Annotated in this window: 16 protein-coding genes; 14 read left to right on the forward strand and 2 right to left on the reverse strand. The window is 43.3% G+C overall.

Annotated elements, in window-relative coordinates; genetic code table 11:
• Positions 1 to 2: 2 nt before the first annotated feature.
• On the reverse strand, positions 3 to 278 hold the full coding sequence (locus tag ACYVBM_RS10935) for a hypothetical protein (RefSeq protein WP_460685692.1): 276 nt from the start codon (positions 276 to 278) through the stop codon (positions 3 to 5).
• A 601-nt stretch (positions 279 to 879) separates the two neighbouring features.
• Here ACYVBM_RS10935 and xylA point away from each other — a divergent pair.
• The 3 genes from xylA (at position 880) to ACYVBM_RS10950 (ending at position 4,929) form a co-directional block, all read left to right on the forward strand.
• A complete protein-coding gene (gene xylA, locus ACYVBM_RS10940; protein WP_460685693.1) occupies positions 880 to 2,208 on the forward strand; it encodes a xylose isomerase in 1,329 nt (442 codons plus the stop codon).
• Positions 2,209 to 2,301: 93 nt separating this feature from the next.
• Entirely contained in the window at positions 2,302 to 3,780 is a 1,479-nt protein-coding gene (locus ACYVBM_RS10945; RefSeq protein ID WP_460685694.1) for a xylulokinase, read from the forward strand.
• Between the two features lie 117 nt (positions 3,781 to 3,897).
• A complete protein-coding gene (locus tag ACYVBM_RS10950) occupies positions 3,898 to 4,929 on the forward strand; it encodes a LacI family DNA-binding transcriptional regulator (protein WP_460685695.1) in 1,032 nt (343 codons plus the stop codon).
• 57 nt (positions 4,930 to 4,986) lie between these two features.
• On the opposite strand, the gene ACYVBM_RS10955 is transcribed toward ACYVBM_RS10950, so the two are convergent.
• On the reverse strand, positions 4,987 to 5,145 hold the full coding sequence (locus tag ACYVBM_RS10955; RefSeq protein WP_460685696.1) for a DUF1328 domain-containing protein: 159 nt from the start codon (positions 5,143 to 5,145) through the stop codon (positions 4,987 to 4,989).
• 369 nt (positions 5,146 to 5,514) lie between these two features.
• On the opposite strand from ACYVBM_RS10955, the gene ACYVBM_RS10960 reads away from it, so the two are divergent.
• From ACYVBM_RS10960 to ACYVBM_RS11010, 11 genes are all read left to right on the forward strand, one after another.
• Complete coding sequence (locus ACYVBM_RS10960) at positions 5,515 to 6,114, forward strand: Pvc16 family protein (RefSeq protein ID WP_460685697.1); 600 nt, start codon at positions 5,515 to 5,517, stop codon at positions 6,112 to 6,114.
• On the forward strand, positions 6,111 to 7,433 hold the full coding sequence (locus tag ACYVBM_RS10965) for a hypothetical protein (RefSeq protein WP_460685698.1): 1,323 nt from the start codon (positions 6,111 to 6,113) through the stop codon (positions 7,431 to 7,433). Before ACYVBM_RS10960 ends, ACYVBM_RS10965 begins: the two co-directional genes overlap by 4 nt.
• Before the next feature lie 18 nt (positions 7,434 to 7,451).
• Positions 7,452 to 9,383: a phage tail sheath family protein gene (locus tag ACYVBM_RS10970; RefSeq protein ID WP_460685699.1), complete on the forward strand. Its 1,932-nt coding sequence runs from the start codon at positions 7,452 to 7,454 to the stop codon at positions 9,381 to 9,383.
• 42 nt (positions 9,384 to 9,425) lie between these two features.
• Entirely contained in the window at positions 9,426 to 9,854 is a 429-nt protein-coding gene (locus ACYVBM_RS10975; RefSeq protein WP_460685700.1) for a phage tail protein, read from the forward strand.
• Between the two features lie 28 nt (positions 9,855 to 9,882).
• Complete coding sequence (locus ACYVBM_RS10980) at positions 9,883 to 10,335, forward strand: phage tail protein (protein WP_460685701.1); 453 nt, start codon at positions 9,883 to 9,885, stop codon at positions 10,333 to 10,335.
• A gap of 9 nt (positions 10,336 to 10,344) precedes the next feature.
• Complete coding sequence (locus ACYVBM_RS10985) at positions 10,345 to 10,515, forward strand: DUF5908 family protein (protein WP_460685702.1); 171 nt, start codon at positions 10,345 to 10,347, stop codon at positions 10,513 to 10,515.
• Positions 10,515 to 11,243 carry a CIS tube protein gene (locus tag ACYVBM_RS10990; protein WP_460685703.1) on the forward strand — a complete coding sequence of 243 codons (729 nt, stop codon included), beginning with the start codon at positions 10,515 to 10,517 and terminating at the stop codon, positions 11,241 to 11,243. Before ACYVBM_RS10985 ends, ACYVBM_RS10990 begins: the two co-directional genes overlap by 1 nt.
• Positions 11,243 to 12,991, forward strand: a complete 1,749-nt coding sequence (gene vgrG, locus ACYVBM_RS10995) for a type VI secretion system tip protein VgrG (protein WP_460685704.1) — start codon at positions 11,243 to 11,245, stop codon at positions 12,989 to 12,991. The genes ACYVBM_RS10990 and vgrG overlap by 1 nt, the downstream gene beginning before the upstream one ends.
• 206 nt (positions 12,992 to 13,197) lie before the next feature.
• Complete coding sequence (locus ACYVBM_RS11000) at positions 13,198 to 13,488, forward strand: PAAR domain-containing protein (protein ID WP_460685705.1); 291 nt, start codon at positions 13,198 to 13,200, stop codon at positions 13,486 to 13,488.
• Positions 13,489 to 13,506: 18 nt separating this feature from the next.
• Positions 13,507 to 13,953, forward strand: a complete 447-nt coding sequence (locus ACYVBM_RS11005) for a GPW/gp25 family protein (RefSeq protein WP_460685706.1) — start codon at positions 13,507 to 13,509, stop codon at positions 13,951 to 13,953.
• 5 nt (positions 13,954 to 13,958) lie between these two features.
• A complete protein-coding gene (locus ACYVBM_RS11010) occupies positions 13,959 to 17,753 on the forward strand; it encodes a hypothetical protein (RefSeq protein ID WP_460685707.1) in 3,795 nt (1,264 codons plus the stop codon).
• The last annotated feature ends 31 nt before the right edge of the window (positions 17,754 to 17,784 follow it).

Genomic DNA, 17,784 nt, shown 5'->3' on the forward strand with positions numbered 1-17,784 from the left:
TTTTAGGTACAAAAATTAAGAATTGACCGATTCAAACTAACATCCGGGAGATTGGGACATCCGTCAATGCTTGTTAAATGAGAACGCGTCCTGGCTGATGCATTATTCGCGCTGGCTTTTATTGCTATAATATCTATGGTATCATTATCAGCCGTACGCCTGACCTTAATTTTCTGGCTGATGATGATTGCTTTGGTCTTAGTATTTTCCTTTGGCAGCTTTTCCATGGTCTCCCGGGTAAAATAAAATTCAATTTTGCATTGTTCGTTTTTTGCCATGGCGATACCTGTCAATTTAGGCAGGCAAAATTAGATGTGTGCCAATAACGCTGGTACGGGAAAATTCCCGTATTAAAACCGTATTTTTCCCGTTGTCTGTATATGAACCGGATCATACTTTTGAACGATAAAGCAACCGATATTAAGTATGCTAATTTATGAAAGCACCACTTACGACCTATGAGTCATCTGAATGGCAGGAAATAGGATCTTTATAATAATAACTTTCCTATCCTGCCATTATTTTCTGCAAGGCAAACTGCTTTTTCTGTACATACAGTTATTCAAGCCCCTTTCGCTGAAAGTTTCCCCGCTTTCGCCGCCTTTACCGGTGATTACGCTGTAACAACTTACCGGAATACGAACAGCCTCTTGATCCATTAACCGGAAAAGCAGCAAGGGGAATACCATTAAGGCCTTGTAGTCTTTACTTTTATTCACTCCCTTTTTGTAAATATTTTTCTTTTGAAAATAAAAAAATATATTTTATGCAATCGATTACATTTTTTGTTTAATATTGCATCTTGTATTGTTTACACGATTAAAGCCTGCATTTCTTTTTTGAAATATTTTTTACACATATATAAAAACATAACCAATTATGAATGTCCTTTTAGGAGATAAGGAATATTTTCGGGGTATTCCGCAGATTAGATACGAAGGTTTAGAAAGCGATAATCCCCTGGCCTTTCGCTGGTATGATGCAACCAGGGTAGTGGCAGGTAAGACCTTACAAGACCATTTCCGTTTTGCCTGTGCTTACTGGCACTCGTTCTGTAATGATGGCAATGATCCATTTGGTCCCGGTACCCATGTGTTTAACTGGAACGCGAAAGCTGATCCTGTAGAACGGGCCAAAGACAAGATGGACGCTGCTTTTGAGTTCATTACCAAAATGAACCTTCCTTTTTACTGTTTTCACGATGTGGACCTGGTGGACTATGGCCGCGATATAAAAGAAAATGATCATCGTTTACAGGTACTGACAGACTATGCCAAACAGAAACAAGCCGCCAGCGGGGTAAAGCTGCTGTGGGGAACAGCTAATGTATTTTCCAATCCGCGTTACATGAACGGAGCCTCTACCAACCCTGATTTTCATGTATTATCGCATGCAGCAGCTCAGGTAAAGGCGGCCATAGATGCTACCATTGAGCTGGGAGGAGAGGGCTATGTATTCTGGGGCGGACGGGAAGGGTATATGACGCTCCTGAACACCGATATGAAACGTGAGAAAGAGCATTTGGCCCGTTTCCTGCATACAGCGAAGGATTATGCAAGAAAAAATGGATTTAAAGGAACTTTTTTGATCGAACCGAAGCCAATGGAGCCGACCAAGCACCAATATGACTATGATTGTGAAACGGTGATCGGCTTTTTACGGCAGTGGGATTTATTGGGCGATTTTAAAATAAATATAGAAGTGAATCATGCTACGCTGGCGGGCCATACCTTCCAGCACGAACTGCAGGTATCTGCCGATGCAGGTGTATTAGGCTCTTTAGATGCTAACCGCGGCGATTATCAGAACGGCTGGGATACTGACCAGTTTCCGAATAATTTAAACGAGCTTACCGAGGCTATGCTGATATTTCTGGAAACAGGTGGCCTGCAGGGCGGCGGTGTTAACTTCGATGCCAAGATCCGCAGGACTTCTACTGATCCTAAAGACCTGTTTTATGCGCATATTGGAGGCATGGATACTTTTGCAAGAGCATTGATTACAGCCGATGCTATATTACGCCAATCCGACTATAAGCAATTTCGTAAAGATCGTTATAACTCCTTCGATAGTGGAAAGGGCAAAGAGTTTGAAGAAGGCAAATTATCATTGGAAGACCTTCGTTCATACGCCATTGAAACCGGTGAACCCGACAGCGCCAGCGGCAAACAGGAATACCTGGAGAACATTATCAACAGGTTTATTTAGTTCATAGATCATGTTTGATGGTTTATAGCTTTCATCTGTTCATGAGTCATGATCTATAAACTATAAGCCATGTATTATTAAAAAAGAAAAGTAATGCTACTGCTAGGTATAGATGTCGGAACATCATCTGTTAAGGTTTCGGTAGTAGATGGGGCTACGCAGCAAACGGTGGCTTCGGCCCAGTACCCTGAAACTGAAAGAGAGATCATATCGCTCCAACCAGGCTGGGCCGAGCAATCGCCGGAGCGCTGGTGGAATGATGTAAAAGAAGCTATAAAAAAGGCGCACCATACAGGTACATATAATAAGAACGATATCGGTGCCATCGGCATATCATACCAGATGCACGGGTTGGTGCTGTTAGACAAAGAAGGCAATGTGCTCCGCAACAGTATCATCTGGTGCGACAGTCGTGCTGTACCTTATGGTAACAGGGCTTTTGAGTCGATAGGTACAGACCAATGCCTTCAGCACCTTTTAAACGCCCCCGGTAATTTTACAGCAGCCAAACTGGCATGGGTTAAGGAAAACGAGCCGGATATTTTTGAAAAGATTGATAAAGTGATGCTACCGGGCGATTTTATAGCTCAGCGCCTCACCGGTCATATTACCACAACGCCTTCAGCATTATCAGAAGGTATCTTCTGGGATTTCTCAAAAAATGCCATTTCGCAGGAAGTAATGCAATATTTCGGTTTTGATAATCTTATTATCCCTGAAATAAAAACGGTTTTTGAAGATCATGGCAGGCTGTCTCAGGCTGTAGCAGATGAGCTTTCTCTTAAAGGAGGCATACCGGTTTCCTATAAAGCCGGGGATCAGCCTAATAATGCACTTTCCCTAAATGTGCTGGAGCCCGGGGATGTAGCAGCAACTGCCGGTACCTCAGGGGTCATTTATGGAGTGAGTGATGCGCTTACTTACGATCCTCAAAGCCGTGTTAATAGCTTTGCGCATGTTAATTACAGCAATGAGCTCACTCGCGTAGGGGTGCTGCTGTGTATTAACGGTACCGGTATTCTTAACCGGTGGGTTAAAAACTTAAGTGGTGCTATTTCATACCCCGAAATGAACGAGCTGGCATCTGGCATAAAGCCGGGCTGCGATGGATTGAATGTATTGCCTTTTGGTAATGGTGCAGAGCGTATGCTGAACAATAAAATTGTAGGGGCACATCTTTATCATATTGATCTGAACAAGCACAGTAATGCCCATATATTACGGGCTGCACAGGAAGGAATTGCCTTTGCTTTCAGGTACGGGCTGGACATCATGCGCAGTAATGGCATGCGCCCATCAGTGATACGTGCCGGCAAGGCCAATATGTTTTTAAGTAATGTTTTTAGTGAAGCTTTTGTAAATGCCACCAATGTTCCGGTAGAGTTGTATAACTGCGACGGAAGCGTAGGTGCTGCGCTAGGTGCAGGCATCGGATCGGGCTATTTTAAGCACTCTTCGGAAGCTTTTCAAAAGCGTGAGGTGCTGAGCATTATACAGCCGGTACAAACCGACCTCTACGAAGAATTGTATAACAATTGGAAAAGAATGCTGGAAAGGCAGCTGACGCTATAATACATTCCTGTGCCGTTTGTGTTACAGACAGCTCTTAAAAATTAAATATTTGATAGCTGCCTAAGGTAATAGTAAAGCTTTTTGGTATTTTTACCCGGTCTAATTATTAAATGGTTTATGCCTAAGGGAAAAGAAATAACGATATACGACCTCGCCAATGAGCTAAATATATCTGTGGCCACTGTTAGCCGCGCGCTGAAAGATGATCCGGTTGTAAGTAAGAAAACCAAAAAGAAAATTTTTGAGCTGGCCGAAAAAATGGGTTATCGTACCAACCACTTCGCCCGTAGTCTCCGTACCCAGGAAACTAAAACGATCGGCTTTATGATCCATGAACTGAACAGTAATTTTGCCAATTCAGTTTTATTGGGTGTAGAAAAAGTAACAACAGAAGAAGGATATGATCTGATCATTGCGCATTCTTCCGAAAGCTATGAGAAAGAGGTAGCTAATGCCAAAAACCTTTTTAATAAACGAGTAGACGGACTGATTGCAGCTTTATCGTTCGATACTAAAAAATATGATCATTTTTTACAGTTCAGGAAAAAAGGAGTGCCCGTAGTATTTTTTGACCGGGTAGAAAAAGGTAATGACAATACAGTTGTTGTAATCGATAACTATAAATGCGGATACGAAGCTACCAAACACCTGATTGAACAGGGCTGTAAACGTATTGCTCATATTACCTCCAACCTGACCAGGAATGTGTATGCCGAGCGGTACCGGGGATACAAAGATGCACTTACAGATAACGGTCTGACATTAGATGAAACTATAGTAATCGTGGATGACCTGAGTGAAAAAGCAGGTATCGACGCAGCGCACAAGCTTTTGAAGCAAAAACAGATACCAGATGGCGCTTTTATTACAAACGATTTTGTTGCTGCTGCATTTATAAAAACGCTAAAACAGCATAACATCGCCGTTCCTGGAGACATAGCTGTAGTAGGATTTAATAATGATGCCATTGCTCACCTAATAGAACCTTCACTAACCACTGTCAATTATCCTGGTAATCAAATGGGAGAGGTGGCTGCAAGAACCCTAATCAACCATATTAAAGGGATCAGCAAACTCGACCAGATCAATACTGTCATCATCAATTCAGAATTAATAATACGCCAGTCTTCTTTAAAAAAGGGAAAGTGAACAGGTACGTTCTCATCTTCTTTAATAAGAGCAAATACTGCTGCTAAACCGGCGTGTTCAGGAGCGCCGGCCAAATAAAAGGGAAATAACAAATAAAACCAGAAATATAAAGAATAACACTTTTGCGATACCAGCTGCAGTTGAAGCCACACCACCGAAACCAAATACTGCCGCAACTATTGCCACAATTAAAAAAATGATAGACCACCTGAGCATAATTAAATAATTTAAAAGTTTAAAAAAAGGTTACCTTCTTAAATAAAGGCAATAACTATTCCAGTATTTACCGTAAGTAATAACTTGCCCTATTTTTTTAAAAATGAATACCGGGATAACATCATATTATCGGCCATCGCTCGATTTAGTGATGGCCGATATGAGAAGTATTTTTGGTAACAGCATCAATATACTCTAAATTCGATTCAGATAACAAACACCGGTTATTAGCATATAATTTATAATATTTTAATTACCCAAAGCCCAGCTATTATACCTGACACCAGCTTCAGATTATATTATTAGCGAAAGAAAAGGTTATTGCGTTTGCTGTAGTTCAGTAATAATGCGGGTGGATTTTATTTAGTGATGATCCAGGAAGCAATTTCTTTTTTGAAAAAAGAGCTGAATAGTTATTTCAATCAGAAGCTGGGTAATCCCTCTCTGGAAAAAGTAATATGTGGAAATATTGCCAAAGCTTTTGACGGCGGGGATGATGGAAGTCTGTTAGCCGGGAAAACTGTGGTATCGCTGATAAATGTTGAGGAAGATAATACATACAAGCAGCAGGAAAAGTTTACACGCAACAGCAATGGTATTGTGTACAGGAACCCTAAAATACACCTCAACCTGTATGTTTTGTTTGCTGTAAATACCACACAGGCCAATTATGAAGATGGGTTGCGCAGGTTATCGCTGATTATCCAGTTCTTTCAGCACCGGTCTGTTTTTGATGCGGCTACAAGTCCTGAGCTCGACCCAAAAATAGAAAAGCTGATGCTGAATATGCACACCATTTCCTTTGAACAGTTGAATCACTTATGGGGTGTACTGGGCGGTAAATACCTGCCATCTGTTATGTATAAGGTAAGACAGGTAGTAATAGATGAAGGAGCCACCCTTTCAGAAGGAGCGCTTATCAAAGAAATTCAAATTAACGACCGGGTTAAAACAGTTACGTCCTCATGACCAGCCGCTATAAGATATTATGCAGCGTTCAGGTTTTAAATGAATACTTCCAGGATGGGTTCTGTCCTGATCTTGATATAATCCCATCGGAGCCTACCCGGGCTATTTTGAAAAATGCACGCCTGCAATATAAAATGTTCGGTCATCAGCTGATCATATTTACAGAAACTGAAGCTTCCGGTTTGCCTGTTGCCCCTGTAAACCTTTCCGGATCACTGATATTTTATATCAATCTGAAGAACCCGGCATTTCTCAATTATACCAGTATTAACCTGGAAGCACTGCAGTCCCGGCGTTTTTATTTTACCAATCTGTATCAGAACGGTGCTGACGCAAACTTAAATCTTTCGCGGGCAATAAGTACTTATGATAATGCTGCCGTTTATGACCCCGGCGATTTTGCCAGTACTGCTTCGGGCGATGTTTTTGAGTGTATCAGATCCACCACCGGAAACGATACTGCAACCGGCTTTTGGGCTGCGAGGGGGAAAAACCAATTTGTATCTGAGACAGATATGATAAACAGGAGCGGGCAGATACTGAATTATAAAGCACCGGTACCGGCAGCTGATTTCAGAGTTTCTGTATGGGGCGTTGATCAAAGCTCTGGTATATATAATAAGGTATTGAAAACACAGCGCATGAAGTTTGAAAGCGATGTTGACCAGGTACAGGTTGACTTAAGGGGAATACCACCTGGAAAATATCTTGTTAAAATAAATGAAGGTGCATTTCTTGTGTGGATAGACGAAGCCTTTATCGGCAGTGGCCATATAGGAGTACTCGAATTGTTTTCCCATTTAGACAGTTCCAGCCTGTTTTCATTTTATAAACCGGCACCGGAATATGATAATGCAATTAGCTATACGCCTGGACAGCTTGTAGCAGCGGGGAATAAAATGTACCAGTGTATAGCTGCAATCTCGGGAACTCCGCCACCCGATATGGAATTCTGGAAAGAGAGAGCGGAACCCGGTTTGCTGCGGCAGGTTCATTACACATTACATTTTGCAAACAGGACGGCTTACTGGAAATATATATCATCTCTTAAAAAAATAGATGATATACGGGTAAAAGACGCGCATGATCCGGTGGTGCTACCCTTTAAGCCTTATCCGGCTTCCGGACCGAAAGAGTATTTTGTTTCTGAACAACCAATATTCATCAAACAAAAAGATGAGACCAGCATTTTTGAGTTACTGTTATCGGCCCCGCTTAATGGTATCACCCCGGTAGCGCCACAGCCCGATTTTACAAGACCCGGTACCCTCAGCCGCGAAAACGGCAGTTATTATTGCAATATGTATTTGAATTATTAAACTTATAAACCTGTAAATATGGCAACTACGTACAAGACACCCGGTGTATATGTGGAGGAAATTCCGAAACTGCCACCATCTGTAGCCCAGGTAGAAACTGCTCTGCCCGCATTCATAGGCTACACGCAAAGATCAACCGATGGCGTTGAGGAATTTTATAAAAGACCCAAACGCATTACTTCCCTCGTAGAATTTGAGCTTTATTTCGGTGGTGGGCCGGCGCCCGATATTGCCGAGATAAACGTGGACAGCAATAACAATTTTGTTTCCGCAAAAGTGGGCAATAGGTTCTTTATGTATGATGCGTTACGCATGTTTTATGCAAATGGCGGCGGTGATTGCTATATTGTTTCTATAGGGAAGAGTTTACCGGAAACAACGATTAGCCTAGGCGATTTTACTTCGGGTATGACAGAGCTGGAAAAAGAGGATGAGCCTACCATCCTGCTGTTTCCTGACGCTGTTGGATTAAATGATACCGATTTTGGAGCGGTACAGCAGGCTGCGCTGCGGCAGTGCTCCAATTTACAGGATAGGGTAGGCTTGTTCGATGTGAAGCAAAACGACCCGCTTGGAACCAAATTCCGTAATAATATCAGCATCAATAACCTGCGTTATGGCGCCGTATATACGCCCTGGTTAAAAGTGGCCCTTCCCAAAAATATACGCTTTACAGATGTGAAGGATAAGATCAAAAGGGCCGGTATAGCGGTAAGCCTGGATGGTTTAACAACTGATGCTGATATCAAAGGCAGTATTACCGGATTAAACCAGGCTTATGATGACCTGAAATTGATCACAGATAAAACCAACCTGCTGAATCCTCCCAATGGCGTATTAGCCGATAAGTTCGGTGCGTTGCTGGCCGCTTTCAATGCCATTGACGGGAATACAGATAGTAATTTGCAGGCGCTGTTCGATTTTGTTTTAAGCATCGGAAAGCGGATAGACGATTATATAAGTGTGGCAGCTCCTGGTGGATTGTCCAACGCTGACTTTAAGGAGAAGCTGACTGCTAAGATTACTTCCAATTTTGATCCTGTTTTTGCCGAAGTGGTGGCCCTGAATCTTGAAGCAGACGATGGTATTCCCACGTATGCGGCAACTTCCTTTGGTGCTATGATCACTGCTGCCTCATGGCCTCAGGCTTCTGCGGCTGTTCTTTCAACCGATATTGATGAAACAAGTGATGAAAACAGGCGCATAGCGGCAGTAAATTTATTGCAGCCCCTGTTTGACGAGATCAATACCGCCTATATCAATTTAATTGTCAACGCTGCCGTTGCTAATGCCAAAACGCTCGATGATTCGCTGGCGCTTTCTTTTCCTGTGTATAAGAATATAATCAGTGGTGCAGGCAATACTATGACGGTGATGCCTCCAAGCGGAGCGGTAGCGGGTGTTTATGCTTCGGTAGACCGCACGCGGGGGGTATGGAAAGCCCCGGCAAATGTGAGTCTTAATAATGTAATAAGTCCTGTTACCATTTTTACGGCATCTCAGCTGGATAGTTTAAATGTAGACGCGGTAGCCGGCAAATCTGTCAACGCCATCCGTGCCTTTACAGGGAAAGGTACATTGGTTTTTGGTGCCAGAACACTGGCGGGGAACGATAATGAATGGCGCTATGTAAGCGTTCGGCGATTTTTCAATATGGTAGAAGAAAGCTGCAAAAAATCTACAGAGCCTTTTGTGTTTGAGCCCAACGATGCCAATACCTGGGTAAAAGTGCAGGGCATGATCGAAAACTTCCTGATCACCTTATGGAGGCAGGGCGCGCTTCAGGGCGCCAAGCCGGAACATGCTTTTTATGTTGCCGTGGGATTAGGCAAAACCATGACGGCGCTCGACATCCTGGAAGGCCGTATGATAGTAGAAATAGGCATGGCTGTAGTTCGCCCGGCCGAGTTCATTATCCTTCGTTTCTCTCACAAGCTGGCCGAAAGCTGAGCTCATTAAACCCTTTACATTTAAAAGCAAAAAATTAATACGATGGCAACATATCCAATACCAAAATTTCATTTCCAGGTGCAATGGGGCGGCAGCCGCGTTGGCTTTACCGAAGTTACAGGCCTTGACATACAAAGCGAGGCTATTGAATACCGTGAAGGCAGCAGCCCTGAATTTCATAAGATCAAGATGCCGGGGCTACAGAAATTCAGCAATATCACCCTGAAACGTGGAAATATAGCTAATGATAATGAGTTTTACGACTGGATGAACAGTATCAGCATGAATACGGTGGAGCGCAGGGATATTGTGATCAGCCTGCTTAACGAAACGCATGAACCGGTAATGAGCTGGAAAGCCAAAAATGCTTTTCCTGTTAAAATACAGGCCAGCGATCTGAAGGCCGATGGTAACGAAGTAGCTATCGAAACCCTGGAACTGGCGCATGAAGGGCTGAGCCTGGTGAAGTAAGTGTTAGTAATAATCAAATAGGATAGCTATGGCTGAAACAGGAGCAGGGGGCTACTACCCTCCCGTTGGTTTTCATTTTAAGGTAGAATTTGTACAGATCGGCAATAATAATGATACCCGATTTCAATCTGTTTCCGGGTTAAGTGTAGAGTACGATACCGAAACTTTTAAAGAAGGAGGGGAAAACAGGTTTGAACATAAATTACCGGTAAGGACCAAGTACCCCGATCTGTCCTTAAAAAGAGGAATGCTGAAAGATTCGGAAGTGATCAAATGGTGCCAGGATGCTTTCCAAAACCGTAAATTTTCTCCGGCTCACATTATTGTAACCTTACTCAACGAAAAACATGAGCCCTTGCGTGCCTGGAATATCTATAATGCCTGGCCTAAAAAATGGAGTGTCAGCGACCTTAATGCACAGGAGAACTCCATCGTGGTAGAAACGCTGGATCTGAGCTATAGTTATTTCACCCTTGCTTAACTGATTAATATGCCGCTGGAAATTAGAGAGCTTCATATAAAAGTAACTGTCAACCAGCCACAGGGTGCATCATCCGGGCAACCGTCATCTGATAGCAGGAAAGATGGAGAAAAAGAATCGCTTATCAGTCAATGTGTAGAACAGGTAATGGAACTCATCAATAATAAAAAAGAGCGCTAATGGCATCTATACCCGATACATCGGTAGCCCGCGGAGAGCTTGTAAAGATGAAAATATATGCCTACACGCATGTGGATATGGCAGATAGCCATCTGGCCAGTATTGCGGGTGTGGATAATCCATATACTGCATTGATCAATCCGGAGACTTATACGGTCGATATCAAGTATGAATTCGAAAATGCCCAGGGACAGGGAACCACAGGCGGGCACCAGCAATTTAAAGTGAAGTACCCTGAGGAAATGGCTTTTGAATTTTTATTTGATAACACAGGCATAATTGATGGCAAGTGGAAAGAAGATGTTGCAAGGGATATAGAAGGGTTCAAAAAGCTGCTGATGGAGTATGATGGTAATTCACACGAACCCAGGTTTTTCAAATTTGTATGGGGTACCGATCTGTTCAAAGGCCGTTGTTCAGGTTTAAATATTACTTACAAGCTCTTTAATCCTGATGGAGCGCCGCTCAGGGCTATATGTAAGGTAACATTAAAGCAGGCAACAGAAGAGGAGCTAAGGGTTATTCAGCAAAACGACCGCTCACCGGATCTTACGCATTACCGGATGGTAAGTAAAGGCGATACCTTACCCCTGATGTGCTACAAAATTTATGGCCATTCCAGGTATTATTTAGAAGTGGCAAGAGTAAATAAGCTCAGCAATTTCAGGAACCTCGAAGCGGGCAGCGAAATATTTTTTCCACCTCTTCAAAAAGGAGAAAGTGTATAATGCCGAACGAAAGGACCATACCGTCAGATGCACCTAAAACAGTGGCTACCTTCACCATCTATTCCGGTGGCAGGGCGGTTTCAAAAGCTTTTCATGTGTTGTCGGTAATAATAAATAAAGAGGTAAACCGGCTGCCATCCGCAACTATTATGTTATTGGATGGTGAAGCTTCGCAGCAAACTTTTCATATAAGCAGCCAGCCTGATTTTGAGCCCGGGAAAGAAATAGAGATCAAGGCAGGGTATCGGTCAGATGAAGAAACGATCTATAAAGGAGTGGTAATAAAACATAGCATTAAGGTAAGAAAGAAAAACTCGGTGCTGGTAGTTGAATGCCGGGACAAGGCAGTAAAAATGACCGTAACCTGTAACAGCCGCTACTTTAAAGATGTAAAAGACAGCGACATCATGGAAGAGCTGATTGACCATTATGGCATCGACAAGCAGATAGCTGTCACCAGCCTGCAGCATCAGCAAATGGTTCAGTACAATTGTACCGATTGGGATTTCATGCTTTCCCGTTGTGATGCTTTGGGACTGTTGTGTATGACCAATGATAATAAAATAACCATTGATAAACCTCAGTTTGGCGGCAATGCAGCATTAATTATACAATATGGTGCAACGGTTTTAGACCTGGATGCCGAAATTGATGCACGGCTACAATTTAAAAACATAAAAGGCAGCAGCTGGGATTATACCGGCCAGGAACTGCTGGACACCGTAGAAGCGGAAGAATCCGGTGTACCGCATGCTGGCAACCTTTCTTCTTCAGACCTGGCGGCAGTTACAGGAAACGATGGCTTTACCCTGGTCAACAGCGTCAAAATGCAGGAGCCTGAGCTGCAGGCCTGGGTGAATATGAAAATGCTGAAACACCAGCTGGCAAGGATAAGGGGCAGTGTGCGCACCGATGGAACGGCAGCTGTAATCCCGGGGCAGCTGATAGAGCTAAAGGGTGTGGGAGACAGGTTCGAAGGAAAATTATACGTAACCGGTGTGCGACATGAAATACAGGAAGGCAGCTGGCAAACGGTTTTCCAGTTTGGTATTGATCCCGGATGGTTTGCTGAAACTTATAAAATACAGCAGCCATTGGCCGGGGCGGTTATACCGCCTATAAATGGGTTGCAAATAGGTATCGTAACACAGTTACAGGATGATCCTGATGGTGAAAACCGCATCCTGGTCCGAGTTCCGGTAATTCATAAAGAAGATGAAGGTGCCTGGTGCAGGGTATCAACGCTTGATGCCGGTAATGAAAGGGGCACTTTTTTTCTTCCCGAAATAGAAGACGAGGTTATTGTGGGGTTTATCAATAATGATCCCCGTCATGGTATTGTATTAGGTATGTTAAACAGCAGTTCAAAGCCCGCGCCTTTAACTGCCAGCGATGATAATCATGAAAAGGGCTACCAGAGCCGCAGCAAGATGAAATGGCTTTTTAACGATGATAAGAAAAGTCTGAACATAGAAACCCCGGCGGGAAACAAGATCATTCTTACAGAAGAAGATAAGAAGATCTTACTGGAAGATCAGAACGGGAATAAAATATTGATGAATGAAGAGGGTATCACCATAGAGAGCATCAAGGACGTGATATTAAAAGCTTCCGGTGATATTAAAATGGAAGGAACCAATATCAATGTAAAAGGCAGCGCCCAGACAAAGGTAGAAGGCAGCTCAGGAGCTGAGCTTTCTTCAGGCGCTACTACTATTGTTAAGGGAAGTATGGTGCAGATCAATTAATTGGGGTGTACAACATTTTTACATTCAGAATGGATAACAATAATAACACGATGAATTAATGTCCCCCTCCTGGAGGGGGTGGCCGAAGGCCGGGGGAGGATTTTCCTACCCTTCAGCCAGCCGGCGAATACTCCTGCCAGCGGGAGATATGCGGTCTTTAAAAATGTTATACACGTATTAAGAATGAAACGTATAAATATATTAATATGCCATTAGCCGCAAGAGTAGGAGATATGCACAGCTGCCCGATGGTAACAGGTACTGTGCCTCATGTAGGAGGACCCGTATTACCACCGGGCTGCGCTACGGTAATGATCGGTGGAATGCCTGCTGCAAAAGTGGGCGATATGCTGGTTTGCACTGGTCCCCCGGACAGCATTATAATGGGATCAACCACCGTATTAATAGGCGGTATGCCTGCAGCGAGGCAGGGAGATAGCACAGCGCATGGAGGCAGTATTACTATGGGTTGTGCTACGGTAACCATCGGCGGCTGATAAATTAAACATAAAAATATGATCAAGGGTTTTGAACAGGACGATTTTTTAGGAAAGGGATGGAGTTTTCCCCCAGCCTTTAACCGCTCGCTGCAGGGGGTTGAGGTTACCGAAAAAAATGATGATATCCGTAAGAGCCTGCAAATACTGCTTACTACCGCGGTTGGCGAGCGGGTAATGCAGCCTAAATATGGCTGTAATATGGATGAAATGATCTTTGAGTCATTGAATACCTCCACGAAAACGATCATTAAGGACAAGATTAAAACGGCTATACTTTATTTTGAACCCAGGATCGAGGTAACCGATATAGCTATGAATACCACCGGTGAGCTGGAGGGAGAGGTTTTGATAGAAATTGAATATATCGTAAGGGCTACCAATACCCGTTTCAATTTCGTATTCCCCTACTATATCCATGAAGGAACAGAACTTAATTTTTTAACCACAGATAAATCACTGTAAAGCTAATGGCCTGTAACGAGCATAAACATCCTTTACAGCATGGGGGAACCGGCAGGGCTCAAAGATCTGTAAAAGCCCTGGCGCCCGGCTATGCCGGGGTTGACGAAAGAACCGAGGCGGACTGGATCGTATTTGCTCATGAATTTGCAGGCTTCCTGAATTATTTTGATGAGAACAATGATGTAGCGGGGAACTGGAAAGTATTTTTCGGTTCAGATATTTCAGCTGTCCTGGGAACAATTGTTATACAGGATATTGATTCTTACAAACAACGGATCAAGGAAGAATTTGATTTTTTAAGAGATGATGACAATAATGCGGATATTTTGGCCCTGAAAAAAAGGCTGAATCAGCTCTTTAGCATATTGTTCACTTTATGCCTTGCATTAGACAGCCAATATACAAAGCTGCCCGACAACCTGTTATTGAAGAATATCCTGCTCAATCTTATAAAAAGTAAGCTTGCTCCTGCATTAAAGAGGCTGATGGGTTATTATAAGGCAGCCCATCTTACGGGTTTATCTATAGCGGATTTAGGTGGCCTGAAAGTTTTGGGTATGCCGGTTATCAATGCAGCAGCTTTTATGACTGACGATACCGGGCGCATGGACCTTGAAGCTATCTGGATTCATGATGACAGCTCCATGGCATGGAAAACCTACAGGGATAGTATAGCCGGGGACGACAGCATTTTCATTAACCAGCCAGGTGATGATGAATACCACCAGGTACGATATGCCGCCCACCACAACCTGTTTACAGGTATCTTTGATCAATATCTTTTTGCATTATCCAGGTTTGTGAGCGCTGCCCATACAGAGTTTGAACAAACACTTCATAACTGGGATAGCCATCAGCCTCATTATGCTTTATTCCTTGCATTTTTAAAGCTGTTCAGGTATGCCCGGCAACACATCAATACCATTACAGGCAGGCACCTTGACTTTTATTATAAAAAAGTGTTGGGGTTAAAACCGGCGCCGGAACAACCTAATCAGGTGCATGTACTCATTGAGCTGGCCAAACAAATAGAATCCTACCTTTTAACAAAAGCAACTGCATTAAAAGCCGGCAAAGACAGCAAGGGTAAAGAGGTTACTTATACACTGGATAGGGCTACCACTTTCAATAAAGCAAAAATACATTCCTTAAAAAGTTTATACATCGCTGCCGCTGATGAGTCTTTACCCGAACAACTTAATGATAAAAGGATCTTTGCCTCTCCTGTTACCAACAGTGCGGATGGGTTAGGAGAAGCGCTTTCAGGTGCCTATAAGGAATGGCATCCGTTTGTAAACAAATCGTATGGAAACGGCAGCTTTGAGGGCATTAAAATGCCCGTGGCGCAAATAGGTTTTGCTGTTGCATCGCATTACCTGTACCTTAATGAAGGACAAAGAAAAGTAATGGTAAGCATTGCATCTGCTGCTTATCTGCAGCTGCATAATAAAAAAGTAGTTTGTTTTCTTACTACAGAAAAGGGTTGGTTCCAGGTGCCGGGAGATGTGGTGTTTACAGCTACGGACAGTACCCGGTTTTCCGATAATACTACTCCATGTGCCCGGCTCTCTTTTACATTAGCAGGCGATGTGCCTCCAATCGTAAACTATAACGCTTCCATACATGGCGGGACTTACAATGTAGCGGTTCCGTTATTAAAAATATACCTGGTACAGGATTTTTCAACAGATTACCAATACGAATCGCTTAAGAATATAACCGTTACTAAAATTGAAGTTAGGGTAGAAGTAGGCGCTATGGAAAGCTATCAGCAACTGGGCCTGAAAAATCTTTTACTGTCCAATGACTATGGACCTGTAGATGCTTCAAAACCATTTTTACCCTTTGGACCTCAGCCTAAAAAAGATGCCGGTTTCGTGCTGGGCCATAAAGAGATTTTTAGTAAGAAAAATCTTGCGCTAAGATTAGATATAGAGTGGGCAGAACTTCCGGACGACAGCTCAAAAATAAAATACATAACCGACAGCAGCAGCACCAATGTTCCTGTTCCTCCAAAGGCTGTAACCCATATTTTAAAAGATGGCGCCTGGCAGAGCAGTAATATGCCAGCCTCTGTAAATCTTTTTGACGGGATCCAACCAAAGGTTAAGATTTTTGATACCAGCGGAGAGGTTTTTTCCCTTAGCGATAGTGGCCTGGCTTATCCCGATAATTATGTGCCGCTCAATGCAGCTACCACCGAAGGGTTTATCCGGCTTTCTCTAAAAGGGAGTTTTGGGCATAGTGAGTACATCAGGGACCTTGCCAAGTATTATATTGAAAAAACCCCGGATATCAGCGATACGATCACTGTAGAGCGCTACGAGCCATATACGCCGAAAATAAAATCGTTATACGCTGATTATACCGCGTGGCAAACGGTAGATATAGCTTCCGTTAATGCGCTGAATTTTGAGCAAAAAGAAATACTGTTCTTCCACATGTATCCTTTTGGCGAAGCAGAGCAGCACCAGTACCTAAACCAGCAGTATAATGCCGGAAGTTCAGTGTATCTGCTCCCGCGGTTTGGGCATTATGATGAGATAAATGCAGTTACAGTGTCACACCAGGGCGAGTTTTATATAGGTATTGAAAGCCTGGAGGCCAATCAGTCTGTAAATATTTTATTCCAGGTACTGGAAGGTTCTGCGCATCCGCTTATATTAAAACCTGCCGATCATATTCATTGGAGCTATCTGAGTCATAATAACTGGGTAGCCTTCAAGCCGCAGGAGGTAAGCGATGGTACATTAGGTCTTTTGCAGTCGGGTATCATTTCCTTTGCTATACCTGAAAAAGCGTCAGCTGACAATACCTTAATGCCTTCGGGTTTTATATGGGTCAGGGCTGCTGTAGCAGGTGCATCCGAAGCGGTTTGTGCCATACTGTCTGTTCAGGCGCAGGCTGCACTGGTAAGTTTCCAGCCTGGAAATAATGCAGCCGATTTCCTGGAAAACCCATTGCTGCCGGGTACTATATCTAAATTGAAAATGCCGGATGCGGCTGTTAAAAAAGCAGACCAGCCGTATCCCTCTTTTGGCGGCCGGCCACAGGAAGATGAATCTCATTTTTATATGAGAGCAAGCGAACGGCTGCGCCATAAGAACCGGGCCATTACTATCTGGGATTATGAGCATCTTGTATTAGAAGCTTTCCCCGAAATATACAGGGTGCAATGCTTAAGCCATACCAGCGTGAAGGAGTCAGGAGGCAAGAACGTGTATAACGAGTCAGCTCCGGGGCATGTGCTGCTGGTTACGATTCCTGTTCTTACTGGCCGCAACGATACCAACCCGTTGAAACCTTATACGAACCGGGATCTGCTTACAAGAATCGAAAATTATATAAAAGAGCGGGTTTCCTGTTTTGTTACCGTAAAAACCAGCCAGCCGCAGTTTGAGGAAATAAGGCTGAGCTTTTCGCTGAAGTTGTATGACAGCTACCAAGATTTTACCTATTTCTCTAATCTGCTAAAAGAAGCTGTTACAGGCTTTCTAACACCATGGACAACCAATGCAGATACAGATATAGCTTTTGGGGGAACCATCACCAAATCAGCGCTGATCAATTTTGTAGAAGAGCAATATTATGTAGATTATATAACCGATGTAAAGATGTTTGTAGCCATTCCTGATCCCGGATTGGGAATGGTTACAGAAAGCGAGGACAGGGAAGAAATAACAGCTTCCACTGCAAGGAGCATCCTGGTTTCAGCTCCGCCAGATAAGCATATCATTAACAAGATCACAATAGTAACAGCAGCGGCTGATGATAAATGTGTTGACGTGAACCTGCTTTAAATTATATAATAGAACAAAATAACCTGTTTAT

The organism is Niabella aquatica (assembly GCF_054779315.1).